27 protein-coding genes and 1 pseudogene are annotated in these 26925 nt (G+C 66.1%); 23 read left to right on the top strand and 5 right to left on the bottom strand.

Features of this window, described 5'->3' with window-relative positions:
* Positions 1 to 350: 350 nt before the first annotated feature.
* The 7 genes from VQ02_RS22080 (at position 351) to VQ02_RS35915 (ending at position 8807) form a co-directional block, all read left to right on the top strand.
* Positions 351 to 1385, top strand: a complete 1035-nt coding sequence (locus tag VQ02_RS22080; RefSeq protein ID WP_048446372.1) for an IS110 family RNA-guided transposase — start codon at positions 351 to 353, stop codon at positions 1383 to 1385.
* Positions 1386 to 2315: 930 nt separating this feature from the next.
* On the top strand, positions 2316 to 2867 hold the full coding sequence (locus VQ02_RS37440; protein WP_157080749.1) for a hypothetical protein: 552 nt from the start codon (positions 2316 to 2318) through the stop codon (positions 2865 to 2867).
* A 304-nt stretch (positions 2868 to 3171) separates the two neighbouring features.
* Complete coding sequence (locus VQ02_RS22075) at positions 3172 to 3609, top strand: ProQ/FINO family protein (protein WP_053080499.1); 438 nt, start codon at positions 3172 to 3174, stop codon at positions 3607 to 3609.
* 906 nt (positions 3610 to 4515) lie between these two features.
* Positions 4516 to 5151, top strand: coding sequence for a recombinase family protein (locus VQ02_RS22070; protein WP_048446371.1), 636 nt, complete (start codon positions 4516 to 4518; stop codon positions 5149 to 5151).
* Between the two features lie 728 nt (positions 5152 to 5879).
* Positions 5880 to 6122: a DUF6894 family protein gene (locus tag VQ02_RS40065; RefSeq protein ID WP_048446369.1), complete on the top strand. Its 243-nt coding sequence runs from the start codon at positions 5880 to 5882 to the stop codon at positions 6120 to 6122.
* Between the two features lie 485 nt (positions 6123 to 6607).
* Positions 6608 to 7174: a recombinase family protein gene (locus VQ02_RS22055; RefSeq protein ID WP_048446368.1), complete on the top strand. Its 567-nt coding sequence runs from the start codon at positions 6608 to 6610 to the stop codon at positions 7172 to 7174.
* Positions 7175 to 7550: 376 nt separating this feature from the next.
* Positions 7551 to 8807, top strand: a complete 1257-nt coding sequence (locus VQ02_RS35915) for a hypothetical protein (RefSeq protein ID WP_083469367.1) — start codon at positions 7551 to 7553, stop codon at positions 8805 to 8807.
* A gap of 210 nt (positions 8808 to 9017) precedes the next feature.
* Here VQ02_RS35915 and VQ02_RS22050 read toward each other — a convergent pair whose 3' ends face one another.
* Both VQ02_RS22050 and VQ02_RS39380 read right to left on the bottom strand, forming a co-directional pair.
* On the bottom strand, positions 9018 to 9881 hold the full coding sequence (locus VQ02_RS22050) for a metallophosphoesterase (protein WP_048446367.1): 864 nt from the start codon (positions 9879 to 9881) through the stop codon (positions 9018 to 9020).
* A pseudogene (locus tag VQ02_RS39380) lies at positions 9820 to 10020 on the bottom strand (hypothetical protein); the annotation flags it as partial. The pseudogene VQ02_RS39380 and the gene VQ02_RS22050, both read right to left, overlap by 62 nt.
* Before the next feature lie 229 nt (positions 10021 to 10249).
* On the opposite strand from VQ02_RS39380, the gene VQ02_RS22045 reads away from it, so the two are divergent.
* From VQ02_RS22045 to VQ02_RS38330, 5 genes are all read left to right on the top strand, one after another.
* Complete coding sequence (locus VQ02_RS22045; protein ID WP_048446366.1) at positions 10250 to 10789, top strand: hypothetical protein; 540 nt, start codon at positions 10250 to 10252, stop codon at positions 10787 to 10789.
* The gene (locus tag VQ02_RS22040) at positions 10786 to 11172 is read left to right on the top strand and encodes a hypothetical protein (RefSeq protein ID WP_048446365.1); all 387 of its coding nucleotides are present in this window, start codon (positions 10786 to 10788) and stop codon (positions 11170 to 11172) included. The genes VQ02_RS22045 and VQ02_RS22040 overlap by 4 nt, the downstream gene beginning before the upstream one ends.
* Positions 11173 to 11244: 72 nt before the next feature.
* A complete protein-coding gene (locus VQ02_RS22035; protein WP_048446364.1) occupies positions 11245 to 11505 on the top strand; it encodes a type II toxin-antitoxin system prevent-host-death family antitoxin in 261 nt (86 codons plus the stop codon).
* Between the two features lie 210 nt (positions 11506 to 11715).
* Positions 11716 to 11928: a hypothetical protein gene (locus VQ02_RS39375; RefSeq protein ID WP_245239813.1), complete on the top strand. Its 213-nt coding sequence runs from the start codon at positions 11716 to 11718 to the stop codon at positions 11926 to 11928.
* Between the two features lie 309 nt (positions 11929 to 12237).
* Entirely contained in the window at positions 12238 to 12411 is a 174-nt protein-coding gene (locus VQ02_RS38330; protein ID WP_167350779.1) for a hypothetical protein, read from the top strand.
* 99 nt (positions 12412 to 12510) lie between these two features.
* Here the strand turns inward: VQ02_RS38330 and VQ02_RS22025 are convergent, their stop codons facing one another.
* A complete protein-coding gene (locus tag VQ02_RS22025; protein ID WP_048446362.1) occupies positions 12511 to 13410 on the bottom strand; it encodes a MobA/MobL family protein in 900 nt (299 codons plus the stop codon).
* 198 nt (positions 13411 to 13608) lie between these two features.
* Between VQ02_RS22025 and VQ02_RS22020 the strand changes: the two genes are divergently transcribed.
* From VQ02_RS22020 to VQ02_RS37435, 5 genes are all read left to right on the top strand, one after another.
* Positions 13609 to 13851, top strand: coding sequence for a type II toxin-antitoxin system VapB family antitoxin (locus VQ02_RS22020; protein ID WP_048446361.1), 243 nt, complete (start codon positions 13609 to 13611; stop codon positions 13849 to 13851).
* Complete coding sequence (locus VQ02_RS22015) at positions 13851 to 14246, top strand: type II toxin-antitoxin system VapC family toxin (protein ID WP_048446360.1); 396 nt, start codon at positions 13851 to 13853, stop codon at positions 14244 to 14246. Before VQ02_RS22020 ends, VQ02_RS22015 begins: the two co-directional genes overlap by 1 nt.
* Before the next feature lie 494 nt (positions 14247 to 14740).
* Positions 14741 to 15064 carry a DUF736 domain-containing protein gene (locus VQ02_RS22010; protein WP_048446359.1) on the top strand — a complete coding sequence of 108 codons (324 nt, stop codon included), beginning with the start codon at positions 14741 to 14743 and terminating at the stop codon, positions 15062 to 15064.
* A 65-nt stretch (positions 15065 to 15129) separates the two neighbouring features.
* Positions 15130 to 15366, top strand: a complete 237-nt coding sequence (locus tag VQ02_RS22005) for a hypothetical protein (protein WP_048446358.1) — start codon at positions 15130 to 15132, stop codon at positions 15364 to 15366.
* 99 nt (positions 15367 to 15465) lie between these two features.
* The gene (locus VQ02_RS37435; protein ID WP_156295503.1) at positions 15466 to 15630 is read left to right on the top strand and encodes a hypothetical protein; all 165 of its coding nucleotides are present in this window, start codon (positions 15466 to 15468) and stop codon (positions 15628 to 15630) included.
* A 49-nt stretch (positions 15631 to 15679) separates the two neighbouring features.
* On the opposite strand, the gene VQ02_RS22000 is transcribed toward VQ02_RS37435, so the two are convergent.
* Complete coding sequence (locus VQ02_RS22000; protein WP_048446357.1) at positions 15680 to 15979, bottom strand: hypothetical protein; 300 nt, start codon at positions 15977 to 15979, stop codon at positions 15680 to 15682.
* A gap of 253 nt (positions 15980 to 16232) precedes the next feature.
* Between VQ02_RS22000 and VQ02_RS21995 the strand changes: the two genes are divergently transcribed.
* The 5 genes from VQ02_RS21995 to VQ02_RS21975 all read left to right on the top strand — a co-directional run bounded on the left by VQ02_RS21995 (position 16233) and on the right by VQ02_RS21975 (position 21616).
* Entirely contained in the window at positions 16233 to 17255 is a 1023-nt protein-coding gene (locus VQ02_RS21995; protein WP_048446356.1) for an ArdC family protein, read from the top strand.
* Complete coding sequence (locus VQ02_RS21990) at positions 17255 to 18022, top strand: hypothetical protein (protein WP_048446355.1); 768 nt, start codon at positions 17255 to 17257, stop codon at positions 18020 to 18022. Before VQ02_RS21995 ends, VQ02_RS21990 begins: the two co-directional genes overlap by 1 nt.
* A 61-nt stretch (positions 18023 to 18083) precedes the next feature.
* Positions 18084 to 18383 carry a hypothetical protein gene (locus VQ02_RS21985; RefSeq protein ID WP_048446354.1) on the top strand — a complete coding sequence of 100 codons (300 nt, stop codon included), beginning with the start codon at positions 18084 to 18086 and terminating at the stop codon, positions 18381 to 18383.
* A 414-nt stretch (positions 18384 to 18797) separates the two neighbouring features.
* Positions 18798 to 19283: a hypothetical protein gene (locus VQ02_RS21980; RefSeq protein ID WP_048446353.1), complete on the top strand. Its 486-nt coding sequence runs from the start codon at positions 18798 to 18800 to the stop codon at positions 19281 to 19283.
* A 113-nt stretch (positions 19284 to 19396) separates the two neighbouring features.
* Positions 19397 to 21616: a ParB/RepB/Spo0J family partition protein gene (locus VQ02_RS21975; RefSeq protein ID WP_048446352.1), complete on the top strand. Its 2220-nt coding sequence runs from the start codon at positions 19397 to 19399 to the stop codon at positions 21614 to 21616.
* Between the two features lie 69 nt (positions 21617 to 21685).
* Here the strand turns inward: VQ02_RS21975 and VQ02_RS34870 are convergent, their stop codons facing one another.
* A complete protein-coding gene (locus tag VQ02_RS34870; RefSeq protein ID WP_053080497.1) occupies positions 21686 to 22306 on the bottom strand; it encodes a Ros/MucR family transcriptional regulator in 621 nt (206 codons plus the stop codon).
* Between the two features lie 242 nt (positions 22307 to 22548).
* On the opposite strand from VQ02_RS34870, the gene VQ02_RS21965 reads away from it, so the two are divergent.
* The gene (locus tag VQ02_RS21965) at positions 22549 to 26901 is read left to right on the top strand and encodes a strawberry notch family protein (RefSeq protein WP_048446351.1); all 4353 of its coding nucleotides are present in this window, start codon (positions 22549 to 22551) and stop codon (positions 26899 to 26901) included.
* Positions 26902 to 26925: the final 24 nt, after the last annotated feature.

Below are 26925 nucleotides of genomic sequence, written 5' to 3'. Positions count from 1 at the left end.
CTATCATGCTCACGTCGGCGACCAAGCCCTGGCCGCCTGACCCAAGCCAATCAGCCTCCGAAAATCCCGGAGCGGTTCAGGTGGCTCTGGCGAAGACCGAATTGGAGCGGAGCTGCACCCTGATTGTGCCGGTGCAGGGCCGGAGCCTGGGAATGATTCGCCCCTGATGGATCCCGATGGGCATTCCTACACCGGTCCTCAGCCTCCTCAGAGAGTCTCCGCGGGAGCAAATCCCGCGAACACTATGTCTGATAAAGATAAGGTGATTGCGGGCTCTGCCTCATTCCGCAAGCATCCGATGCCGGCACCCGCGCTTTCGATCCGTCTTCCGCCGGTCAGGAGGTGGTGTGATGAGGTATTTCGCCGGGCTCGACGTCTCCCTCAACGAGACCGCGCTGTGCGTGGTCGATGAGGTCGGGACCATCATCCGCGAGGGCAAGGCCGGATCGGAGCCGGCCGCCCTGATCATGTGGCTGGCCGACTTGGGGATGCCCCTGGACCGGATCGGTCTGGAGGCCGGCCCGCTCTCGCCCTGGCTGTACGAAGGGCTGCGGGAGGCTGGGTACCCCGCCGTCTGCATCGAGACCCGCCGCGTGGAGGGGGCGACCGCCGCCATGGCGGTCAAGACCGATCGCAACGACGCCCGCGCCATCGCCCAGGCGATCCGGGTCGGCTGGTACACTGCCGTCCACGTGAAGACCGCCCTGAGCCAGGAGCTGCGCCTGCTGCTCACCAACCGCAAGACGCTCCTGGCGACCCAACTCGCGATCGACAACGAGATCCGCGGCAAGCTCAAGGCCTTCGGGCTCAAGATTGGACCGGTCACACCCGCGACCTTCCACGATCGGGTCGTCGACCTCTTGGCGGACCGGCCTCGCCTCATGGCCATGGTCGTGCCGATGCTGAAGGCCCGGGACGACCTGCGGCGCCAGATCGATGTCCTGCACCGCATGCTGCTGCGCGCCACCAAGGAGCATCCGGTCTGCCGAAGGTTGATGACCGTGCCGGGGGTCGGCGCGGTCGTGGCCCTCACCTACGCCACCGCGATCGACGCCCCCGAGCGCTTCGCCCGCTCGCGCGATGTCGGCGCGCATTTCGGGCTGACGCCGCGCAAGTACGCTTCCGGCGAGATCGACCGGAATGGGCGGATCAGCAAGAGCGGCGATCACATGGTGCGCCAAGCTCTGTTCCAGGCGGCGCTGTCGCTGATCACCCGCACGCAGCGTTGGTCGGCCCTGAAGGCCTGGGGCATGGCGCTGGCCAAGCGGCGCGGCCTGAAGCGCGCCACCGTCGCCGTCGCCCGCAAGCTGGCCGTGCTCCTGCATCGGCTGTGGAGTGACGGCACCGACTTCCGCTGGACCCGGGACGCCGCCGCTGCGAGCTGACCGGTCCCGCCACACGGGTTCCGCCGTCGTGGCGGAGCGATGTCCCCCCGCGGGACGCGGTTGGGGCGACTGCGGATAATGTCCGGCACCCTCCGGCTCCGGCCGGCCGAGTGCGCGATAAAGATTGCAGCGCCCGAACTGTCGGACCCTATCGTGAGGCGGCGCTGCGCCGACCTCGAAGAGAAGCATGATCCTCGCGGGGGACCATCGAACGGCCGCGATCCCAGCCAGGGAGGTGTCCGCCGAACGATCTGAGAACGGACCCGGGCCGGTTTGACGGCAGCCGCGGCGCTGGGCCGGAAGGGGGGAGCGCAAGCCCGTCGTGAACCCGGACGTCCTGATGCGGGCGCGAGCGCTCATGGCGATCGGATTGACGGCTCCCGAGGCCGCTTACAGGTTGAAGATCGGAAAGAAAGACCGCCCTCTACGAGGCGCTACGCCTGGTAGAGCAGTTGGCTTCGACTGCTTGACTTCTCCGCAATCAGAGAAGGACATTATCACCCAGGGCGGCGACCCGCATGAACTATCTGGAGAAGGGGTGATCAGAGCCTAAGTTATGAGCGGGGAGAGGCGACGCCGGCGGCCGGTTCACCTGCGGCTCGTGACTGTTGAGTTGTGGGCATGCGGAGGACGCGAGTTCCGCACCGGACTTCTGGACCAAGCAAGGGGCTAAAACCTCGCTGGCCGAGAGGCGATCTGGCGCCTTGCGTGTAGCTCTCCGACGCGACTGCATCGGGACCCCTCGGGACGACCAGACGCCCGAATTAGGTACCAGCGTGATGTCGCACTGAGTTGCAGGAGATCCGTAGGAGCGTCGGTCTCGTCCGTCCGCCCTGTAAAAATTGAGCTGCGGCTTTTTTTCCTTGAATGTGGCCTTGGGGTCTTGATCGCGAATGCTCAATCGCCAAGTCATAGGAACCAGCCAAAAGGGTGGTAGCCATGCTCAATGAATTTCTCCGATTGCTCAGTCGAGCTTACACCTCGATTTCGGTAGATTTATTGGCCTATGTGATAGTACCAGCATCGCTATTTCTGACAGCTTCGGCTTTGCACCCAGAGGAATTAGAGGATAGAATTAGCTTCTTATCTAAGAAAAAAAATATCAATTTGCCATTCACTGGTGAATGTAACGGTAAAATTGGGATGGAAGTTGGAAATTTGAAATTGTTGTTTCTGAAACTTGAAAGAACATATTGGAGCGAAAAATGTGGAAGTCTTGTAATATCTAGAAATCTAATAGATATTGGCCTACGGTATGATGAAAGATCGCTTCAGGCCGTTGGTCTTATCACTTCAGCGCTCATTATTCCAGATGTAAAGCAAGCTTCTGTCAATGTAGCCCGCTTGTTTAGAGAGGCTACAGCGGAAGACATGACAATTTTTGAAAATGGCAAATGCCAATGGCGAATTAGACGGCAGAGAGATGATTTAACATTTGGTTTGGTTTGTCCTAGATCGCGTCGCACATCTAAAGCTACTTAGTAATGATTATCTGAATGCTATGATTTTTAAAATATTAGAATAATATTTGCCTCGTGGCCCGGTTTTCAATTCGTTGCGTAGACGGTGCCGATGAAAGCGTTAGGGACCATCGATATATTGCCGATCTCGCGCTACGCCTCTTCGCCGCGATTGGACAGGCGCAACTCGGCCAGGTGGAGCCAACTCGCATGTCGAGCCCACCGAGATCGTGTCGGCGCCGAACCCTGAGCCAGTTACTCGCGCCGCGGCGACGGATACACTCGTCAAGCAGACTCGCCCGTTCCGTCCTTGGGCGAGAAGCCGGGTGCCGAGCACTGCTGGGTCCGCTGTCCTCGCCCGAGCCCAGGCGCTCAACGCTCTTCTGGTCGCCACGATCAGCGTCCTTCCGGCCGCACTGCGCGATCCCATGCGCCCCTTCCAGGTCGGTCTCGGCCCCGAGATCCTCGCCCGCTGCAGACCCGAGGTGACGGTCAATGTCTGCGAGAGGGCGATCCGCGACTACGTCCGCAGCTTCAGCTACCGGCACGCGGTCGCCCAGCCTGGATCGATGCGCTACGACCTTGATGGCAATCCGGTCGAGCCGGTGAGGGAGAAGGATCGGCACGACATGCAGCGCACCTACGAGGTCGACCAGGAGAGAGCCCGGCAGCGAAAGGCGGCTGCACTCGCTGCGGCTACCGCCGGCGCCGAGGCAGTTGGTCCTGTCGAAGATGCTGCGCAATCAGGCGCGCAGGGTGTCTGAGGCTGAGAGGGGCGTCCCCTACGGGCCGCGCCCTACTCGCCGCCTGCGGCGGCTCCCCGAACCCGCTGCGCGGTTTCGGCCCTGCGGGTGACGGTCGCTGACGCGGTGTGTGGTCTCAAGGCCGCGCGTACCTTGACCTCAGCCGGCTGCCTGGCGCTGCACCACCGACGACTTCGACGCCCCAGAGGGCGTCTACGCGGCCTCTCCAAACCCTGCTCGCCCTCGCATAAGGGGGGCGTATGGAGCCAGCATAAAGAGTGAAATGCGTCGAACAGCAAGTGACTTGCTACAATTCTATCTTAGTTTCTTGCGATCATCGTCGCTTGGATTGCATTCCCGCTTAGTGCCGGGAATGTAGAATTTTCCATCGGAAGACGGATTGGTTCCGCCGCCACACCCCGGCATTCCCCCCGATGTGCCGTTCCCACCTCTATTGCCATTTCCACCGGCTTGACCGCCAGCACCCCCCACACCGCTACCCGCAAATGAGGTCGTTGCGACAGCGATCAAGCCGACAGTCATCAAAGCGGTCGAAAGACGCATCATCTAATCCTCCGGAAAATCAATTCTTTATTTGGCTTCGAAAAAATCTGCCATTTATGTAATTTTGCGCAAAGTTGACATAGAGTCAAGTTTCTATCGCGTTTCAGAATGTGACGCATGGCTTGTAGCTGCTGCTCAGACGGACCAGGATCGACGCGGCGTGTAGACCTCACCATAAGCCGTCGCGGTCCTCTTAGAGAGCAGCCCAAACCTAGCCGGGGTGAGCTATGCGCAGCCGATGGCGTCCGCATGGGTATACCGCAGCGGACAGGGCCGAGACCGTCCGAATCCCTGTCCGCTAGGGTCGCTTTTGCCTTACGGACGTGGTTTTATGCGGACATGAGATCAACGGACGCTTCGGCCATGTCGCAGACCATCCTCTACGCCCGCGTGAGCACCACAGACCAGACCGCCGCCCACCAGCGGACGCAGGCTGAGGCCGCGGGCTTCGCGATCGACGCCGTGGTTGCGGACGAAGGCGTGAGTGGCGTCAGCACCCGGCTCGCCGATCGGCTGCAGGGGCGCTGGCTGTTCGATATGCTCCGGCGCGGCGACGTGCTCGTGGTCCGGTGGGTCGATCGGCTCGGCCGCGACTACCAGGACGTGACCGACACCATTCGCGAGCTGATGCGCCGCGGCGTGATCGTCCGTACGGTCATCAACGGCTTGGTGTTCGACGGCGCCACTAAGGACCCGATGCAGCAGGCCGTGCGGGATGCGCTCATCGCTTTCATGAGCGCGACGGCCCAGGCCCAGGCCGAGGCGACCAAGGAAGCGCAGCGCGCCGGGATCGCCCACGCCAAGGCCCGGGACGATGCATACCGCGGCCGCAAGCCCAGCTACACCCGGACTCAGCTCGACTCCGTGCGGGCCCAACTCGCCCAGGGCGCCACCGTCTCAGCAGTCGCCCGGAACTCCGGCCTAAGCCGACAGACCATCTACAGGATCCAGGAAGACCCGGCGGAGGCCGAAGCGATCCTCGCCCGATGGGTGGCCTGAGCTGTCTGTGGCCGGACCGCCGCATCTTCCTGCATACGGCGAAGCAACTCTGCCGTGTCGCGGGTCTTGAGGGCGAGTTCGTATCCATGCGCCCGGAGACAGGCATTGTTCGAGCGGACGCGCTCTGCCGCCTCGATTGTATCTTGGGCGCGCTGGAGAAGCTCGGAGGTGCAATCGTCGGGTGACATGCCACCTGTAATGCACAGGCAGGAATTCCGATCCCGGCAGAAATCTAGATCGGCTGCTTCGGAGTGAAGCTTGACGTAGCCTATAGGACTATGAGGCCGGAGGGCGGCGCCCGCATGCCTCAGACCGGCATGTACGGGAAACCCTGCCGGCGACGTTCCCATGCATCTGCTCAACTCGACGGGATTTGCCGTGCTAGCCCCATGGCTGGGTTCGTACGCGGCAAGATCGACTGACCACCCCTGTCGGGAAACACATGTTTTCCGTACACCAGCCTGATCTGCCGAAGGACCGCATGGGGTGGGAAGAAGACCTTCTTAAGGTCAAGCTGTTGCGACTTCGATCAAATCCATTTATACAATTAACATTTGATTGGTTTTTCAGCATTTGTTGGCGCGATCTACAACAAATAATTACGTTTATACGTATGTTAACGTGCCACCAACCCTGTCCGGATACAGACACAGGATCGTTGGAGTGCATTGAAGCCTTCCGGCGAATACGAAATTTCCGCGCTATCGGCGTGCTTTACTGAGTTTGCTATGCCTCGTTTCTTCTTTGACATACAAGACGGCGGCTTGACGGTCGACGATGTAGGAACCGAGTTCCCTAATGTGCATGCTGCCCGGGATGCTGCGATCAGGGTCTTACCTGATATCGCGCGAGATTACATAGCGCCGCACGCGGACCGAGAGATTTCGGTATTGATGCGCAACGAGGCGGGGCAAGAGGTCTTCAAAGCCTCATTCAGTCTCCGAGCCGAGTGGTTGGTCGAGACCGCCTGAGACATGCTGTGAAGCCAGTTCGGGTAGGCGATCTTCTTCGTTGACGGTCCGCAACGGGTCGATTGTGTTGAAAAACTCCATCGCCAGCCGGAGCGGCGCCCGGCATAACGCCCTGCGGAGAAGGAAGTTCTAGGTGAGCTAGCTCAGCTCGATACGCACGCGGATCAGCGACACCTTCAGAAGATGAACATTCTTCTGGTCGGCTCATGGAACGACGGCGCAGGTGCCGCCTCCGAGTTTTCAACAAAATCGGTCGCCAGCAGACCCATGAAGCGCTCGTCAGCGTCAGGCGTCAGCCAACATGCCCGACTGGCCATCTTGGATGTCGGAAAACACCTGTTTTCCGACATATATTCGCATCTTAACAGTATACCGTTCTGGTGCGGCTTCGTGGTACGTCCCTCGAGCGTTCCAAAAGGGTTGTTTTCGGTATATGTTACACACCCCCGTTCAAAGCCACCCTTTTGGTACGTTTGAGGTCCAGAATGGCCCGGTTCGGCTATGCCCGCGTCTCCTCCACCGACCAGGACCTCACCATTCAGCTCGAAAAGCTGAAGGCCGCCGGCTGCACCGTGATCCGCTCGGAGAAGATGTCGGGCAAATCCGCCGACGACCGGCCCGAACTCGCCACCGTGATGCAGTTCCTGCGCGAGGGTGACGAGCTAGTGGTGGTCCGCCTCGACCGTCTCGGCCGCTCCACCCGGGACGTGCTCAACCTGGTGCACGACCTCGACCAGAAGGGCGCCTCCTTGCGCATCCTCGACCCCGAAATGACCACGGGCGGTGACATTGGGCGGATCGTCGTCACCGTGCTCGGCATGGTGGCGGAGATGGAGCGCAAGTTCATCCTGGAGCGTCAGCGAGCCGGGATCGAGGCGGCCAAGGCAGCAGGCGTCTACGCCGGCAAGGGTCGGCCGAAATCCATGCCCGTGGACGAAATCCGGCGCCGGGATGCAGCAGGGGAAGGACCCGCTGCCATCGCCCGGGCCCTTGGGATCTCCCGCACCAGCGTCTACCGGGCGCTCGAGGCGAAGGAGGAGATGCAGGCCTGACTTACTGGTCTCACACGCTGGGGGGTCGCCAGAGAACGAAACGGTGAGACCATATTGAAGGGCGCGTGCCTTGAGGACCACGTCCGACTCGCTTCGCTCCCTGAACCCCGTGCCGGGTTTCGGCCCTGCTGGTAACGACCGTCCCGCGCGGCCTACTCCGCAGTCGTGGCATGCACCACTATTGCGGGCCCTTACCATGCAGTCATCAAAGCGTGAGCTTGGGTAGAAGTTCGAGAGGACGAGCGCCGCGATCAGAGGTAAGCTGTCGCTTCGGGTTCCGACCCCTATCTGGTGTAACAGCATTCACAAAGGAATTATCGCGTTGAAAACAGCTCACACAACCGATGAAGTGTTCGGAATAAATCGCGATCTTCCTATGAACTACGTTGTTCGAAAGATTGTCGATGACAAATTTATTGAAAGTCTGTCCCGAAGCCAACATATTGTGATTTATGGTAGTTCTAAGCAAGGTAAAACATCGTTGCGCAAAAATTGTTTGGTTGAAACTGATTATATTGTAGTATCTTGTCAAAATAAATGGACACTAGCCGAACTGCATGCTTCTATATTAAAGGAAGCGGGCTTCAATATTCGCCAATCTCTCGAAAAAACAGCTTCAGGTTCTCACAAAGTTGTCGCAGGCGTCGGTGCCAAAGCTAAGATCCCGCTTATTACAGAGGGTTCGGGTAATGCCGGTTACGAATATCAAAATACCAGCACTGAAAAAGAAACCTTAAAGCCAATAGAACTTGATCCAAACGATCCTAACGACATCATTCGGGCGTTGGAAGAAATTAAATCCAAGCGCTATATAGTGCTCGAAGATTTTCACTATCTACCTGATGAGTCGCAGAGGAATTTTAGCTTTTCCCTAAAAACGTTTCACGAAAATTCCAAACTCACATTTATCATTGTGGGTGTATGGCGTGAGGAAAACCGGCTCATCGGTTTTAATGGTGATTTAACTGATCGCGTCTTATCGGTTGACGTTGATACTTGGACACGCGATAGCCTTGCCGAAGTAATTGATGCGGGCGCCGCACTCTTGAACGTCGTGGTTGACGAAGGGTTTCGAGAGGGCTTACTCAGCAGATGCTTTGATAGCGTTCACATCGTTCAAGAAGCTTGCCGGCGAGCATGCCGCGCTTCAAGCGTCTTTGAAACTTGTCAGGGTGATCCTCGTGTGGTTGGTGTCGACATCGATCCTGCACAGGTTGTCGGTCAAGTTGTTTCAGAGCAAGCTGGGAGGTACAGAGGCTTTCTGATGGGCTTTGCCGACGGCTTTCAGGAAACCGATTTGGAGATGCCGAAATGGGTAGTCTATGCAATACTCTGTAGCTCCGTCGAGCAGCTTGAGAAGGGCATCAGACTTCGCAGGATCGCTTCGTTAATAAAGTCAAAGCACCCAAAAGGTAAAGATCTAAATAATGGAAATATTACACAGATTTTAAATTCTGCGGCCTCTTTGCAGAACAAAAAGGGCACTAGGCCCCTTGTAATCGACTACGACACAGCCAATACAAGCTTGCACGTGGTCGATAAAGGATTTTTGATTTGGCTTTCTACTCAAAATCGTGCCGAGCTTTTGGACGATCTGAGCTTGCCTGAAGCTATAGAGCCAGACCATGCATGAGTAGTTTAGATTATTGCCCGACGTTACCACAGCCGATTGGCGCGTTCCTTCGGAACCGCGTCCTACTCGCTTCGCTCCCCGAACCCCGTGCCGGGTTTCGGCCCTACGGGTAACGACCGCATCGCGCGACCCGCACCGCGGTGGGAGGTATGATCGACATCGCGGTGGGCATCAGCCGATCCGGTAGGTGGCAAGAGTCGGGTACACCGTTCACGCCACCGCTTCCGCCCCCAGCTCCACCACCACGATCTCCGGCGGCACCCCGAACCGGATCGGCGCAACGCTGAGGCCCAAGCCTCCGGAGACCACGAGGTCGCTCGCCTCACGGACGTGGCCGTAGGCGTAGCGGCGGCAAGAGGGCACCACCAGCGGCCAGCCGAACAGCCGCACCTGCCCGCCATGAGTGTGACCCGACAGGGTCAGCGCGACCCGGGCCGGCACCTTGGCGAAGATGTCGGGCTCATGTGCCAGCAGGATCATCGGCGCGCCGTTCGGCACCGCCGCCAGGGTGGCGGGCAGGTCGTCGAGGCCCACCCGCTTGCGGCCGAAGCGCCAGCGGCCATGCACCAGGGCAAGTTGATCCTCGAGGCCGGCGAGCCAGACGGGGCCGGCCCGAGTTGCGAGCGGTACTGCCTCGTTCGATAGGACCCGGATGCCGTTGTCGGGGAGCGCCGTGCCCGCGATAGTCGGCCCAGCGCCACGCATCTGGGCCTCCCTGTCCGCCCGCCAATCGTGGTTGCCGAGAACCGCGTAGACACCGAGCGGCGCCGTGAGCTTAGCCAGCACCGGCGCCCATTCGGCGGCCGAGACGTTGCGGGTGACGAAACGCTGATCGGCCATGAAATCTCCGACCAGGACTATGAGGTCGGCCCCGAGCGCGTTGGTGGCTTCGACGATCCCGCCGATGCGCTCGATCCTCATCAAGGGATCGCAGGCATGGATATCAGCAAGGACGGCGATGCGCAGGGTGAGGCTCGCCGGCCAGGGCGCGGTGGGATTGGGCTTGATCACGGCGTAGGAGCCGGCCGCGGCCAGAGCGCCACGCACCGGCCTCGGCGTCGTGCCAGGTCCCATCGTCGAGGCAGACGATCAACTGCCCGTGCGGCCGCCCACAGGCCTCGCAGCGCCCGCCGGCGCGGCCGAAGCGGATCACGGCCGAGAGCTGCGGCCAGTCGATCGGATAGAAGTGGCGGTGTTCGGGGCGGATCGGCACGATGCGGCCACGCTAGCACGGCCTCGTTGAGGGCGAATCCCTCCTTTCCTGAAAGCTCTTGGAAAATCCGCTCGCCACTACCGATTACCGACCACCGAGGCTGGAGCCACCACTCGGCACGACGGTCGTCGGTTGGGTCACGGAATGGCGAGGATAGAGAGAAGTCCCGGCTTTTCGACGGGTTTCTTGACCGGAGAGAGGCTCCGGCGCCCGCCACGAATGACCGATCATGGCCCGCCTCCTCGTCCTCGCCTGTTCTGCCACCAAGCGACCAGACCCCGGCTACATGCCCGCACTCGATCGGTACGATGGCCCGCTCTGGCGGACGCTGCGTGCCGCCGACCCGGACGGCCGTCGCGCCAAGGTTGCCTTCCTGTCGGCCCTCTACGGCTTTCGCGCCGCCTCGACGGCGATCGACTTCTACAACAAGCGCCTGACCCCCGATCTCGCCGAGCGGATGATCGCAGGCGGGGTGACGACGCGCTGGCCCCGGCCGGCCTCGCCGACCCGGCCCGACAGCTGCGGGATCCACGCCGGCGCCGAGATCGCCGGCCTGACCCGCTACGGCGACGAGCCGATCACCGACCTCGCCCTCGTCGGGAGCCGCCTCTACGTCGAGGTGATGCACGCCCTCGTGCGCGGCTTCGTCGAGATGGGGTGCGTTCGGCGTGATGCCCGCGTCACCGTCATCAACGACCAGATCGGCCGGATGCGCCAGGACCTCCGGGCCTGGCTGGCGCTAGCGCCCTCGCGGGAGGACCGGTCGTGACGGGAGGCTTCGGACACAACGGCGGACCGGCGCTCGAGGAGCCCGTCGGGACACGTCCGGGCCAGTGCAAGCACTGCCGGCACTGGAGGCCGCCGCCCGAGGGCGAGCGGCAGGCCTACGAGGCGTTCCGCCTCGGCCACTCCCGCCGCCGTGTCCGGCGCCCGACCGGCGCCTGCGACCGCGTCCTGATCGGCAACAATCCAAGGCCCGCCTTCTCGGCCACGGTGGGCGAGTTCGGCTGCCGGAACTTCCAGGCAGCACCGCTGGCGCCAATGCCGAAGGGCGGCGGCTACGTCACGATCTGGCAGGGCGGCCGCATCGTGTGGGAGGGCGCCGAGGAAGCGATCCCGGCCCGCTTCCTCCAGGAGGATCTCGGCCTGTAGTGCCATCCGCGCATGACGCCGGTCGCGATCCTGTTTTATCTGTATAATCTGTATTTTCCAGAGGGGTAGACGATGCCGGACGACCGATCCGTCACAACCGCCGAGTTCGTGCGCCATTTCGGCCGCTATCACGATGAGGCGCGCCAAGCACCGCTCACCTTGACCAAGCACGGCCGCCCTTCCCTGGTGGTGCTCTCGGCCGACACCTACCAGCGACTGACCGAGCAGGCCGATCCGCGCCGGGCCTATGGCGCCGGGGAAACGCCGGAGAAATTAGCGAGCCTCATCCTGGCCGAGCTCGATCGCCAATCGTCCGACCACCGAGGCGACTAGGATGGCCAACCCTTCCCGACGGGAGCGGTCATCACCTATCCCTACCTGTGGCGCTGGCAGAGCGAGAAAGGCCGTCTCCATGCACCCAAGGACCGCCCGACCTGTCTGGCGATCACCATCCCCGACCCGCGCCAGGGCCTGACGCATCTCGTCCTGCTGGCCATCTCGGGTACCGCACCGACCGAGGGGCAAACCGCCCTCGAGATCCCGGTGCTCGAGCTGCGCCGGGCCGGCCTATCGACGCTGAAGCGCGGCTGGATCACGGTCAGCGAGTACAATTACGACGTCGCCGAGCGGTCCTTCCACTTCGACCCGAACCAGACGGCACGCGGCTCGTTCGGGCCCGGGTTCATGAACCAGATCCGGGCAGCGATCCGTCCACTGTTCACCACGGCGCAGGGGCGGATCGACCGGACCCTCTAACAGCATACGCCCCCCCGGCCGCGGCATGGCGGGCAGCGTCGGGCCAGGACGATCGGCTTATTGGTCTGATATCGCTTTAGAGAACGCTGGCATGTCGATGTCAGGCCCGCGCCGGCGTGGACGACCCCGCTCTCTCGTCCGCCACCCCGATAGGCCGTCGCGGCCTTCTACGATCAACCCGCAAGGGGTCCGCTCCGCAAGCGGGCGGCCGCTTCGGCTTCGCCTACGCGGTGATCGCGGCCGCTCTCGGCCTCTAGGGGCCGCTGTCGAGCGGGGATCGCCCCCGCTCCAGCCGGAGCAAAGACCCCGATGGCGACCGATCTCACCCTCGCGAACCGCTACGCCCACAGCCTCGCGGCCTCCCTGATGGTCCCGGTCACCGTGTTCCGCTCCGAGGCCGGCTTCGGCGTCGTCACCTCCGACGAGTTCGAGGGCGACCCGGCCGACGTCGTCACCGAGTTCGACCCCCACGGGGAGGAGTGATCCTCCCGCCGGTGCGACCCCGTCCAGCATGGGTCGCACCGTCGATATCGATCCGCAGGCCGTCGCACGCCGTTGGTGCGGCCTGCCATCTTGCCGGGTTCAAGGCTGCTCGCATTCCGCGATGACGAGCTGGTAGAGCCCTTCTCGCAGGGGCGCATCGTCGACGAAGCGATCGATCGCACGTCTGGCACTCTGCGCGTCGAAGGGCTCTCCGCGGCTTTCGAGCAGGCGCCGGATGATATCCGGCTGCTTCAGGATCGACTTTGCATTGTAGATGTCGCGATCCACCGAGCCCGCCTTGTGATCCATGTCCTCGCCGCGTCGGGTCCGTCGCGCTACGGTCGAACCGAGGTGGGTCTGGGGGATGAGATCGAAGCCCTGATCCTTCAGGCTGCGGTGATCGACCCGCGCACTGAAGCCGGCCGCGGCGAGCGCCGCGTTGACCATCTCGGCCCATTGGGCCCGAATGGCCAGCAAATCGGATCGTTGCGACGTCTCGATGCCACGGTTGTACCGAGTCTGGGCATTGATAACGAAGTCGATCTGCTCCCCAAGACTATCACCGTCAAACCGGCGCGTCGTCGTGAGCAAATAGCCAACGCGGTTTAGCGAGCCGGTATTCCGCACCGTGAGGTCGATGACGCAGCCCCAGCGATTGATGAGGGTGTCGGCGAATGATCGCGCCAGGGCAATAGCATCCGCAGTCGACAGCTCATGGGGCAGCGCGACGATCCAGAGCAGCGCCACGAGGGAGTCGACACGCTTCTCCCGTGCCTCGACGGCGTTCCAGAGTCTCTGCCGATCCCAGGGCGTCGCCATGCGAGCTTCGCTCGGAAACAGGATCTCGCTATGAAGCAAACCGTCTCTAGGCGGCATCGCATGGTGCAAGCCGGTGCGATGGTCGGTCAGTGCCTCGTCCGCATAGTACGCAGCCGAAGCGACCGCGCTTTGCGCTTTGCGTCGGGTGATCCTGGTGGTGCTCAAATGGTAGATAGCCATAAGCTCCTCGACACGAGTGCAAAAACCACCCCTGAGTGATGCCGACGGCATCAGAGCCGCTTTTCGTCCCCTGCGAGGAGCGATCCTCGCGTTCGGTCAGCGTACCTTCGCCCCTCTACCCGTCACGCGGCGGGCTTGCCCCACACTGCTCCTGGGATATCCTGATTGGGATATCGGCTATATCCACTTGTGATATCCATGGCGCTGTTCATCAAGGATCCGGCGGTCGACGCCCTCGCTCAAGAACTGGCAACGCTCAAGCGCACCACCAAGACCGAAGCTGTTCACCAAGCCTTACGCAACGAGATCGACCGCGAAAAGGGCCAGCGTGACCTCGTCGCCCTCTCGCTCGACTTCGCCCACCGGCTTCGCGAGCGGGCCGGCCCGAACCCACGCCCGGCCGAGGCCGCTTTGCGCGACCATCTCCTTGGCAACCGGTGATGTTCGTCGATACCTCCGCTCTGGTCGCGATCCTGTCGGGCGAGCCCGAGGCCGCCGCCCTCGTCGCACGGCTCCAGCAGGCCCGCCAGCGGCTCACCTCGCCGGTTGCGGTCTTCGAGACCACGCTTGCCCTCTCGCGCATCCTCGATCTGCCGCTGCCCGACGCCCGGCAGGCCGTGCGGGATTACCTCACGTTGGCAAGCATCCAGGTGGTCGCCATGTCGCCCAAGACTGCCGACGGTGCGCTGGAGGCCTTCGAGCGCTACGGCCAGGGCCGTCACACGGCCGGGCTCACCCCTGCGGATTGCCTCGCTTATGCCTGTGCCCAGGCCTATCGCATGCCGCTGCTGTTCAAAGGCCGTGGCTTTCCGTTGACCGACATCGCGGCAGCGTAGCGCGTCGGCGGTTGCAGAAGCTCGAGCCGTGCTTGAGCTTGAAGCCCCCTCCTACCTCCCTCTCAGGCAGGACCGTGCCATCGTCAGGCCTTCGCGAATAGGTCAGGGCCGGCGGGGAGCGGCGCGCGTAGATCGTCCCCGGGTGCGGGCCTCCGGCCAGAGGCGGGGTGCGGGGACCGGAACCGTCGCGGTCAGGTGCGTCACCCGAGCCGGCCAGGTGGCGTTCCCGCGGTCCGGAGGGCCTGGCCGCAGCCCAGAGGCCTCGGTGATGGGCGGTTCTACCCGGGGCGACCGGGACCACCGCAACGGCGGATGCCGGTTTTCTTCCCCGCCGCCTGCGGCGTCTCCTCGCGGATCAAGAAAACCGTCCCTCGCCGTCCTCCGCTGACGCTGCGGCCTGCAAGCAGGTGCGGCGCCGGTCGCCTCCGGCTCAACGAACGCCATCGAGGCCGCAGGGGCGCGGCCGAGAGCAACCGGACGAGAGGATCACGACCATGGCGACCATCGGCACCTTCACCCAGACCCAGACCGGCTTCACCGGCGACATCGCCACCCTCACCATCCAGGCTCGCAAGGTCACGATCCAGGCGGAGACGGAGCGCACGGCCGAGAACGCGCCGACCCACCGGATCTACCTCGCCAGGGCGGAGATCGGCGCCGGGTGGGCCAAGCGGTCCAACGAGGGGCGGGACTACATCTCGGTCAAGATCGACGACCCGAGCCTGCCGGCTCCGCTCTACGCCCGGCTCTTTGCCGAGGAGGACGGCAAGACCCACTCGCTGATCTGGACCCGCTCCACCGGCCGCCGCCAGGACTGACCCCGGCTCTCACGGGCCCCGCCCCTCGCGGCGGGGCCGGACCTGCGACAGAAGGAGCAAGTACGATGGCTTACGCGTTTGATACACTCGGCTACTCGAAGACACTGCGTGCGGCCGGCATCCCCACCGATCACGCCGAGGCGCATGCCGAAGCGGCCCGGGAGTTCATCATGGTCGACCTCGCCACCAAGGAGGATCTGCGTTCCGCCCTCCAGCTACAGACCTTGCAGATCACCGTGCGCCTGGGTGGCATCGTCGGGGCCTTCATTGCGGCCCTCGGCGCCTTTCTCAAGCTGACCTGATCTGGACCTTGGCTCGCGCCAAGGCGCGAGCCTCCTGCCGACCCGGGTCTACGCTGTCGTAGTGGCCGGGGTACACGCCGTGGGCCCCGGGAGTTCATCATGGTCGATCTCGTGACCAAGGAGGATTTGCGCGCGGCCAAGGACGAACTCCGCTCTGCCATGGAGCTGGAGACGCTCCGCTTGACCATTCGGCTCGGGAGCATGATCGTGGCGGGGCTCGTGACGACCTTCGGAGCCCTTGCCGCTCTTATCAAGCTGACCTGATGAGCACTTCGGCTCGCGTCCCGGCGCGAGCCTTCTGCCAGCCCGGGCCTCAGCTATCCAAGTGGCCGGGGTACACGCCGTAGCTCCCCACCTCGCAGGCCAGCGCCATGGCGAGTTCGGACCGGGTCACCAAGCCCTTCAGTACGTAGCCGAGTTCGTTCAAGAGCAGGTTCAGGATTGCGAACGTCTGCAGATGAGCTGCCTCGGCATCGAGGCGCTCCCGCTCGCCGTCCGAGCCGTCGTCGGCTTCGTCCAGCGCCTCGACCCGCATGAGCGCCGCAAGGTAGTGCCGGTGCGCCTCGATCGTCCGGTGCTCCAAGGTCGCGTCAGATGCGGTCGAGCAAGGCACACGACGTCTCCTTGGTTCGAGCCTGCCGCAGGGTATCCCGCGCGGTCTGCTTGCAATCATAAGATAGGCATTTGGCGTGATCCACCAACCAGGACGATAGTCGGTGAGGAAGGGGCTGCCTGATCCGCTCATTCCCGCCGGCCGCCTCGAGGATGGGTCAGGGGACCGCGCCGGAGTGAGAGAAGGCCTCGCGAGGCCATGACGGGAGATCAGGCCGGAGAGAGGCTCCGGCGCCCGTCGCGAGACCTCCCCGATGGCCCGCCGACCCTCTTCTTCCCGGAAGCCCGCTGCCCGCCGCTCCGAGGCCGCTCCAGGCCCGCGCATCGACCTCTACCAGCGCATCACCGACACGATCATCGCCCAGCTCGAACAGGGCCGGGTGCCGTGGGTGCAGCCGTGGGGCGACCTGCCGGGAGCCGCCGCGGTCGGGATGCCGCGCAATGCCCAGACCGCCCGAGCGTATTCGGGCATCAACGTCATGCTGTTGTGGTCGAGCGGCATGGCGGCGGGCTACCCGACCCAGCGCTGGCTCACCTTCCGCCAGGCGCTCGCCCTCGGGGGCTGCGTGCGCCGCGGCGAGAAGGGCACGCCCGTCGTCTACGCCAATCGCTTCACCCCCGAGCAGGAGCGGGACCGGGCCTCGCGGGCGGGCGAGGAGGCGCGCGCGATCGCCTTCCTCAAGCAGTACACCGTGTTCAACTGTGCGCAGTGCGACGGCCTGCCGGAGGACCTCTACGTGCCGCCCCCGCCGCCGCGCGAGGACCTGATCGAGCCGCGCTTCCGCGCGCTGATGGAGGGCACCGGCCTCACCATCCACCTTGGCGGGCAGCGGGCGTTCTACCGCCCGGCCGACGACGTGATCGTGCTGCCGCCGCCGCAATCGTTCTTCGAGCCGGTGAATTTTCACAGGACCGCGGCGCATGAGATGAGCCACGCCACGGGAGCCGCCCATCGGCTCGCGCGCGATTTCACCGGCCGCTTCGGCAGCGAGGGGTACGCACGCGAGGAGCTCGTGGCCGAGATCTCGGCGGCCTTCGTCTGCGCCAGCCTCGGGATCGTGCCGACGGTGCGCCACGCCGACTATATCGCGAACTGGCTCGAGGTGCTGCGCTCGGATCCGCGCGCGATCGTGCAGGCCGCAGGGTTGGCCAGCCGCTCGGCCGACTGGCTGCTCGGCCACTTGCCGGCCGACCTCGCCCCGGACGGCGCCGGCGGGCAGGGCGAGGAGGATGGTGCGGAGGACGCGGCGGCGACGATCGAGCGGGAGGCGGCGTGATGCGCTTCAAGCGCTGGCCGCGGCCGACGGCGTTCGAGGACACGTCGCGCAAGCGCGCGGCGTACCAGCGCAAGCAGGTCCGCGAGCAGGCGGCCCTGCCCCTCTTCGCCGCGGTGATCGCCGAGCGCCAGCTCGACGTCGACGAGGAGATGGTCCGGCGCACCGGGCAATGGGAGCGTCAGCAGCAGGAGAGCCGGCGGCAGCGGGCGGAAGGCTGGCGCAGGGTTCGCAACCGCCTGTCCGCCCTGGAGGTCGACCAGCGCCGCGCGATCCGGGCTCTGTGGCGGATCTGTCCGTATCCGGCCGATCCGAGCTATCTCGGCACCCTGCTGCACGAGATCGCGACCGGCCGGATCGATCCGGCGCGGCCGCCGTGGGGCGGCGGCCACACGCTCACCCCCCGGACGACGCCGAACCCGGCGAGCTTTTCCGAGGCCTTCCGGCAGATCGGCCAGCGCACGGTGGGCGGCGGGCCGAAGACGACGGGGGCCGACGAGCGCCTGTTCTGCGGCAATCTCGGGTCCGGGATCCTGTTCCTGACCTCGCGCGTGCGGCTGATCGATCCGAGCGAGAGCTTCTACACCTCGTCGAACCACCGGCTGCGCGACAGCCACGTCGGCCGCAGCGGGCATTGGGTCGACATCATCGTGCGCGGCACCTGCTCGGATGACGACCTCGCGATAATCCGCCGCCTCGCCCAAGCGGACGATACGCGGTCCGTCATCGTCCGGCGGCTGGCGCAAGAAGAGCGAGAGGCAGAGGGATAAAGTCGGGCTTTCTCGAAGTCGAGAGAGGCCCTGACCCTGAACCCTTCGGAGCCTGGCGCAGATGGCCGATCCTTCGTCCTACACGATGTCCCTCGACCTCGATGTCCTGGATCCCGCGAGGGTGCTCGAGGCCGCCGCTCGCGAGCTTGTGCGTCGCCACCACGCCCCAACCCTCGACGAGGCGCGGGCTCATCTCGCCGGCGACGTGGCCAAGGTCCTCACCGTCCTGGTCGACCTGCACGACCTCACGGCCGGTAGCGCCATGGTGGTGCGCATCCAGGCTGCCGATGCCGCGGCAGCACCGGCTCGCCTTCCCGGGCCGGCCGCTCGCGCCCTGCCGGCTCCGGACGCAGCCTCCTGAGCGGGCGAGCCATCGACGCGACCCGGGTTGCCGGATACGACACACGGTATTGCAGGCGGATGCAGAGGGGCCGAGCCAACCGGCCCTGCCGGGGAGGATAGGCCGCCCCGGCCTCGGCGAAGGCCTCGCCTGCGATGGGAGTAATGCCGATGTGGTTCTTGCCACTGAGCATTACGCTTGATGTGAAAAGGACCCGGAGCAGTTGGCAGCTGCGCCTCCGGGTCCAATTCTTCACATTCTAGCGAAACGGGGGGACAGGGAAACCTGTCCTCCCACTCCACGACCGAAGATAGCGCCTTCCCGATCCTTTCGCCAGTCTCCGCCCGCCTCACAGTCAGAGGAGGGCCTTTCCTTCGTGCAGGCTTCCCGGGCGGGACGAGCGCTCCCGTCGGGCCTGCAGCTCAGGAGCGAGACATGGGCGAGTACGTGATGACCACCGTGACCATCGGCGGCCCCCTGGAGGGCGCGCAGGCCGTCGCCGGCCTGATCGCCGCGACGGGCCGCTACTTCGCCGAGGCCGAGCGCCTGGTGCACGAGGCCCTGGCCGAGGGGACGAGCGTGACCTTCGAGGATCTCCAGGATTTCGGCCTCACCTCGGACCTCGACGCCTACTGCCAGAAGCACGGGCTGTCGTACCTCCGCACTTGGTGTGCACGCTCCGGCGTGTTCGACGCCGGCCTGCGCCACTGGCGCCCGGGGCTGGCGAGCCCAGCCGCCGAGCTGGCCGACGACGGCGGCGAGCCGGTGATGACCCTGGCGGCGCTCCGCAACGCGCACGAGGCCGGCGAGGGCCTGCCCGAGATCCTGGCGCGGCTCGATCAGGCGGTGTCCACCGCCGTCCCGCCGCTGACCCTGGCCCCGCGCGAGGCCGTGGGCGCCCGCGTGCAGGTCGCCGCCTGATCTGGCGACCAACGGTTCCGCGGCCCCCTTCTGGAGTCAGAGGGGGGCTTCGCCTGCGTGAGGGTTTCGAGGTCGACAGAGAGCCGACCACCCGACGCGAAGGATGATGAGCCATGTCCAGGACCAAGGCCGCCGCCAAGATCGCCGCCACCGCCAAGATCGTCCTGACCGAGGCGGTCGGGATCCCGTTCGAGAAGCTCAGCTTGTCCCAGGCCAACGTGCGCCGGATCGCCGACGGCATGAGCATCGAGGATCTCGCCGCCGACATCGCCCATCGCGGCCTGCTCCAGTCCTTGAGCGTGCGCCCGCTCCTCGACGAGGCGGGCCAGGAGACCGGCCGCTTCGAGGTGCCGGCCGGCGGGCGCCGCTTTCGCGCGCTCGAGCATCTGGTGGCGACCGGGCGCATGGCCAGGACCGTCAAGGTGCCCTGCATCGTGCGCGCGGCCGGCAGCGCGATCAGCGCGACCGAGGACTCGATCGCCGAGAACGCGATGCGCGAGGCCCTGCATCCGCTCGACCAGTACCGGGCGTTCAAGGCGCTCGCCGACACCGGCATGTCGACCGCCGACATCGCCGCCCGCTTCTTCGTGACCGAGCGGATCGTCACCCAGCGCCTGCGGCTCGCCGGCGTCAGCCCGGCGCTGCTCGAGGCCTACGGCGCCGGTCAGATGACGCTCGAATGCCTGATGGCGTTCTCGGTCAGCGAGGACCATGCCCGCCAGGTTCAGGTCTGGGAGGCGCTGAAGAAGCGGGGCGCCCTGAGCAACTGGGGCATCCGCCAGGCGCTGACCGAGCGCACGGTGAGCATGGGCGAGGCCCGCGCCATCTTCGTCGGCGAGGAGGCCTACGAGGCCGCCGGCGGCACGATCCTGCGCGACCTGTTCACGGATCGCGGCGACGGCTGGTTCGAGGATGCGGCGCTGCTCGACCGCCTGGCCGAGGCGAAGCTCGCCGAGTTCAGCACCACGGTCGCGGCGGAGGGCTGGAAGTGGATCGAGGTGTCGCTGTCGCTGATGAGCAGCCGCTTATACGGCCTGCGCGTCCTGCCGACCCGCTCCGAGCTGAGCGAGGCCGAGCACGAGGCCTTCGAGGCGGCCCTGGCCGAGCGCGAGGGGCTCGACAACGAGTACGGCTACAGCGACGAGGAATGGCCCACCGACGTCGCGCATCGGATTTCCGAGCTGGAGAGGGACATCGCGGCGTTCGAGGCCCGCGCCCACATCTACGACCCGGCCGACATCGCGATCGCCGGTGCGTTCGTCACCCTCGACTACGACGGCACGCCGAAGGTGCGCCGCGGCTACGTCCGGCCCGAGGACGAGCCCCGGGCGGAGACGGAGGCCTCTGCGGGGGCGGACCACGGCGCGGCCGCGGCCGGAGCGGCGCCGGCGCCGATCGGCGAGCCGGTCGCGTCCCCCTCGGGCAGTGTCGCTGCCCCGGCTCCGGCGGTGATGCGCACGGTCATCACGATCGGGGGTAGCACGCCCGCGCTCGCCCCCGCGTCCGAGCCGGAGGAGGTCGAGCGCCCGCTCTCCGAGCAGCACCGGATCGAGCTGACCACCTACCGCACCATCGCGCTGCGCGAGGCGCTGGCCGACGATCCCCAGGCCGCCTTCATCGCGGTCCTGCACGCCATGGTGATCCGCGTCATCGTCACGGCCTACCGGGCTGCGTCGTGCCTGGAGGTCTCGTCCTCCTCGGCCCGCCCCGATCACACCGTCCAGGGCCTCGACGCCTACCGGCCGGCGAGCGCCCTCGACGCGAAGCGCGAGGCGTGGGCGAGGCGCCTGCCGGCCGACCACCGGGCGATCTGGGACTTCCTGGTGGGACTGGCGCCCGAGGAGCGCACGGACCTGTTCGCGCTCTGCGCCGGCCTCTCCATCAACGCGATGCACAGCGCTTACGATCGGCGGCCCGCCGAGGTGATGCCGCATGCCGACCAGCTCGCCCAACTCGTCGGGCTCGACATGACCCGGGACTGGAAACCGACGGCGGCGAACTACTTCTCGCGCGTGACGAAGGGCAAGATCCTGGCGGCGGTGCGCGAGGCCAAGGGCGAGGACAAGGCCCAGCTCCTCGACCATCTCAAGAAGGCCGACATGGCGCGCGAGGCCGAGCGCCTGATGGCCGACAGCGGCTGGCTGCCCGAACTGCTGCGCACGCCCGGCCTGAGTGCCGAGGGGGCGACGGCGACCGAGGAGGCCGCGCTGCCGGCGTTCCTCGGCGAAGCTGCGGAGGAGGACGGGTCCGAGCCGCTTCCGCCCTTCCTCGACGGCGAGGACGGCCCGGCCGACGGTGAGCCTGACCTGGGCTACGCCATCGCCGCCGAATGAGAAGCCCAGGGTGGGTGCGGGCCGAGCGCTCGGGCCCGTCGCAGTCCTGATCGGCACCGGTCCCGGGCGTCAGCCCGGGGTCGCTGCCTGCGCGATCTCCCCCTTCAGGCTCCACCTGCCTCGGGTGAGATCCATGCTGTAGGCCTTCGGCTTGGACAGGTCCTCGACGCCTTGCGGCTGCTTCTTGGCCTTCATGACGTACTTCTTGCGCGGCTTGGCCGCGCTGCGATCGTATTGCCAGAGGTTGCGTTGCCGGGCGAGCTCGGACCGATGCTTGTGGTCGGCCGCCGGCATCATCGGGTAGTCGTCGGGCAGACCCCACTTCTCACGGTAGGCATCCGGCGTCAGGCCGAACAGCCGCAGGTGCCGGGCCAGCATCCGGTAGTGCTTATTGTCCTCGAAGCAGACGAGGTAGGTTTCCTGGACCGAGTCCTCGATCTCCCTGCGCGTGAGAAGGCGTGCCGGAGCCTGCGGGCGGGGATGGTCCGACGCGACGTAGGTGAGAGCCGGGGCCTCGGGGACGGCCGTGTCGACCTCGAAGTCGCGCGGAGACTTGACCACCTCGAACACCGACTCGATCAGCGGGGCGACACGATCCGGCGGTATCCTGTTGCCGGCAACGTACGCCATCACGATCCGGGCCGTGCATTCGACGATCGTGTCGTGGTTTGTTCTGTGCGGCCGGTTCAACCGACGAATCCCTCCGCTGTGTCTGACTGTTTCATGCAAGCCCATGACTTGGCAATCGGTCAATGGTCTTAATGGTTTGTAAGGGAATCCACGGTGTGGAAGGACCGGCAGTGTGTCCTCAATACTTCGGGACGGTATAAAAATTCCGTGATCTGAGAGGAAGAGGAGCCCTCCGGGGGATTAAGCCGGCGCGAGGGGAAGAGAGACCCGCGGCCCGGCCTGATCGACCAGGAGCCGCGACCATGAACTTCTCCATCAGCGCCAAATACTTGGAGGCTAGCACCGCCCTCGTGCCGAGCCCGAGCCCGGCCGCGATCGTCGAGGCCGGCACGCGCCTCGCGGATGCCCTCGCGAAAGGCCGCGCGATCGAGACCGCCGCCTTGCGCGCGGCGATGGAAGCCGCCTGCGGCGGCAGCGACGCCGAGGGCTTCTGGCTGTGGAAGGACGCCTACGAGGCCGGCGAGGTCGCTCAAGTTCTGTTCCTGCGCCGGTTCTGGCCGGCGATCCGGGCCAAGGCCGCGACCCCGGCCGCCCGGCTCGCGATGCTCGCCCGGGTCGCCGCTCTCCTGCCGACCCATACGCGGCGCAGCGAGGAGAGCGAGGCGCTCCAGCAGTTCTCGACGCCGCTGCCGCTCGGCTACGTCGCGGCCCTCGCCTGCGGCCTGCGGCCGGGCGAGGAGCTGCTGGAGCCGTCAGCCGGCACCGGGCTGCTCGCGATCCACGCCGAGCTGGGCGGCGCGCGCCTCCATCTCAACGAGCTGGCCGCGACCCGGGCCGGGCTCCTGACGGCGCTGTACCCGGCCGGTTCGGTCACGCAGCTCGACGCAGCCCAGATCCACGACAGGCTGGATCCGGGCGTTACCCCGAGCGTGATCCTGATGAACCCGCCCTTCTCCGTGGCGGCCCAGGTCGAGGGCCGCTATCGCGACGCCACGGGCGATCACCTGCGCTCGGCCCTGTCCCGGCTTGCCCGCGGCGGGCGCCTGGTCGCCATCACCGGCGAGAGCTTCCGACCCGATCGCCCGGCCGCGGCGAAGGCCTTCGCGGCGCTTGGCGAGCGCGGCGGGCGGCTGGTGTTCTCGGCCGGGCTGTCGGGCCGCGCCTACGCGAAACACGGTACGTCCGTCGATGTGCGCCTCAGCGTGTTCGACCGGCTGCCCGCCGGCGAGACGGGCGCGCACGTCGCCCCGCTCGGGCTGATGGACGATCCGGCCGGGCTGCTGGCCGCGGTCCAGGCCAATGTCCCAGGCCGCCTGGAGCCGGCCGCGCCGGCTGGACGCAGCGCGATCCCGGGCTTCGCCCGTAGGCCCGCCCCGGCCCCGCGCTCCCGCGCGCCGGACGCCGCCCCGGCTGCCGCTGGCGAGACCGCCCCGGAGGTCACCTACACGGTGATCGAGGAGCTGCCCGCCACGCTCGCGGCCGAGGCCGCCCTGTACGAGGCCTACGCCCTGGAGACCCTGCGGATCGAGGGCGCGCAACCCCACCCGACCCCGCTGGTACAGTCGACGGCGATGGCCTCGGTCCGCCTGCCAAGGCCGAGCCACACCCCGCGCCTGCCGACTGCTATCGTCACTGGCGGCCTCCTCTCGGAATGCCAGCTCGAGACCGTGATCTACGCCGGCGCCGCCCACGCCCGCCACCTGCCGGGCTACTGGACGGTGGATGAGACCAGCACGGTCCTCTCGGCCGCGGCCAAGGGTGCCGATGGCGCCGTGCGCTTCCGCCAGGGCTTCTTTCTCGGCGACGGCACCGGCGCGGGCAAGGGGCGCCAGGTCGCCGGGATCATCCTCGACAACTGGGGCCAGGGACGCCGCAAGGCGCTCTGGATCTCGAAGAACGAAGCCCTGCTGGAGGACGCCCAGCGCGACTGGCGCCACCTCGGCCAGGAGCCGCTCCAGATCGTGCCCCTGTCGCGTTACGCCCCCGGCAAGCCGGTGACGCTGTCCGAGGGCATCCTGTTCACCACCTTCGCGACCCTGCGCGGAACCGGTCGCAACGGCTCGGGCTCGCGCCTCGACCAGATCCTCGCCTGGCTCGGGCCGGACTTCGACGGCGTCATCGCTCTCGACGAGGCCCACGCGCTCGCCAACGCCGCGGCCGGCTCAGGCGATCGCGGCGTGGTCGAGGCCTCGCAGCAGGGGCGCGCCGGCCTCGCACTCCAGTACCGCCTGCCTGATGCCCGCGTACTATACGTCAGCGCCACCGGCGCGGTCACGGTCGAGAAGCTCGCCTACGCCCACCGCCTCGGCCTGTGGGGTGGCGGCGCCTTCCCGTTCCCCACCCGGTCGGACTTCGTCACCGCCATGGACCAGGGCGGGCTCGCGGCGATGGAGGTGCTGGCGCGCGATCTGAAGGCGCTCGGCCTCTACACCGCCCGCTCGCTGTCCTACGCCGGCGTCGAGGTCGAGATGCTCGAGCACGCGCTGACGGCGGAGCAGACGGCGATCTACGACGCCTACGCCGACGCCTTCCAGGTGATCCACACCAACCTCGACGCGGCGCTGAAAGCCTCGGGCGTCACCGGCACATCCGGAACGCTGAACCGGGCGGCCAAGTCCGCGGCGCGCTCCGCCTTCGAGTCGAGCAAGCAGCGCTTCTTCAACCACCTGCTCACCGCGATGAAGTGCCCTTCGCTGATCGCGGCGATCGAGGCGGGGATCGAGGCCGGCCACGCGGCGGTCGTCCAGATCGTCTCGACCGGCGAGGCGCTGATGGAGCGGCGCCTGGCCGAGATCCCCTCGGAGGAATGGGGCGACCTGAACGTCGATGTCACGCCGCGCGAGTACGTCATCGACTACCTGAAGCACGCCTTCCCGACCCAGCTCTACGAGCCCTACACCGACGACGGCGGCAACATCCTGTCCCGGCCGGTGATCGATGCCGACGGCCAGCCCGTCCTGTGCCGCGAGGCTGTCGAGACCCGCGACAGCCTGATCGAGCACCTGTGCGGGCTTGAGCCCGTGCAATCGGCCCTCGACCAGATCCTGCACCACTTCGGCACGGACGTCGTCGCCGAGGTGACGGGACGCTCGCGCCGGATCGTGCGCCAGGCGGGCAAGGACGGCGTTGATCGCCTGGCGCTCCAGAACCGGCCGGCGACCGCCAACCTCTCGGAGACGCAGGCGTTCCAGGACGACGAGAAGCGGATCCTGGTGTTCTCGGATGCCGGCGGCACCGGGCGCAGCTACCATGCCGACCGGGGCGCCAAGAACCAGCGCCTGCGCGTCCACTACCTGCTCGAGGCTGGCTGGAAGGCCGACGCGGCGGTCCAGGGGCTCGGCCGCACCAACCGCACCAACCAGGCGCAGCCGCCTCGGTTTCGCCCGGTCACCACCAGCGTGAAGGGCGAGAAGCGGTTTCTCAGCACGATCGCCCGGCGCCTCGACACCCTCGGCGCCATCACCCGCGGCCAGCGTCAGACCGGCGGCCAGGGCCTGTTCCGGCCCGAGGACAATCTCGAAGGGCCGTACGCGGCGACGGCACTTCGCCAGCTCTACTGGGCGATCGTGCGGGGCGAGATCGAGGGCTGCCCGCTCAAGGTGTTCGAGGCGATGACTGGGCTCGCGCTCACCTCCGAGAACGGCTCCGTTCTCGACGAGCTGCCGCCGATCGGCCGCTTCCTCAACCGCGTGCTGGCGCTGCGCATCGCGGTCCAGAACGTCCTGTTCGAGGCGTTCGAGGAGCGGCTGGCCCTGGTGATCGAGGGCGCGATCTCGGCCGGGGTCTACGACGTCGGCGTCGAGGTCCTGACCGCCGAGAGCTTCACGGTCACCGATCGCGAGGTCGCCTACACCCACCCGGCGAGCGGGGCGCACACGCACCTCCTGACCATCGCCGAGCGCCGCCGGCTCCGGCCGCTCGACCTCGCCACGGCGCTCGACATGATCGCCGACGGCTACCGCCCCGTCGTGAACGCGCGCTCCGGCCGGCCGGCGCTGATGGGCAAGGCGGCGAGCGAGACGCGCGAGGACGGCTCGGTGGTCGCCCGGGTCCGCCTGGTGCGCCCGCTCCAGCGCCAGCTTCTCGACCGCGACCAGTACGCCCGCTCCTCGTTCGAGGATGTGACGCCGGAGGCCTTCGCGGCGGCGTGGGCGGCTGAACTCGCCAGCCTGCCCGAGTTCGACGAGCGCACCCTCTACGTGGTCACCGGCCTGCTGCTGCCGATCTGGGACCGGCTGCCGGGCATCGACATGCGCGTCTTCCGCCTCGTGACCGACGCCGGAGAGCGCATCGTCGGGCGCGTGGTCGAGGCCCAGGACCTGCACGTCACCCGCGAGCGGCTGAACCTTGGAGCTGGCGCCGCCCTGGCGCCGGCCGAGGCCTACGCCGCGGTGCTCGGCGGGCGGACCAGCCTGCAGCTCGCGGGCGGTCTTCAGGTGAAAAGAGCAAGGGTGATGGGCGAGGATCGGATCGAAGTGATCGGGGCGAGCGAGAGTGCGCGGGCGGGGCTCAAGACCATCGGGCTGTTCTCCGAGGTGATCTCGTTTCGTACGCGTCTGTTCATCCCGGTCGGCGAGCGCGGCGCGGCCATTCTGGCCGCGATGATGGAGCGCCACGCGCTCCTGCGTTGCGTCGCCGTCACCGCTCACGCTTAATGTCCGTGTCCCGACGGAGGTTCG

The sequence above is a fragment of the Methylobacterium variabile genome (genome assembly GCF_001043975.1).
Taxonomy (GTDB): domain Bacteria; phylum Pseudomonadota; class Alphaproteobacteria; order Rhizobiales; family Beijerinckiaceae; genus Methylobacterium; species Methylobacterium variabile.
The sequence above is the reverse complement of the archived record's forward strand: the minus strand, read 5'-3'. Positions and strand labels throughout refer to the sequence as shown.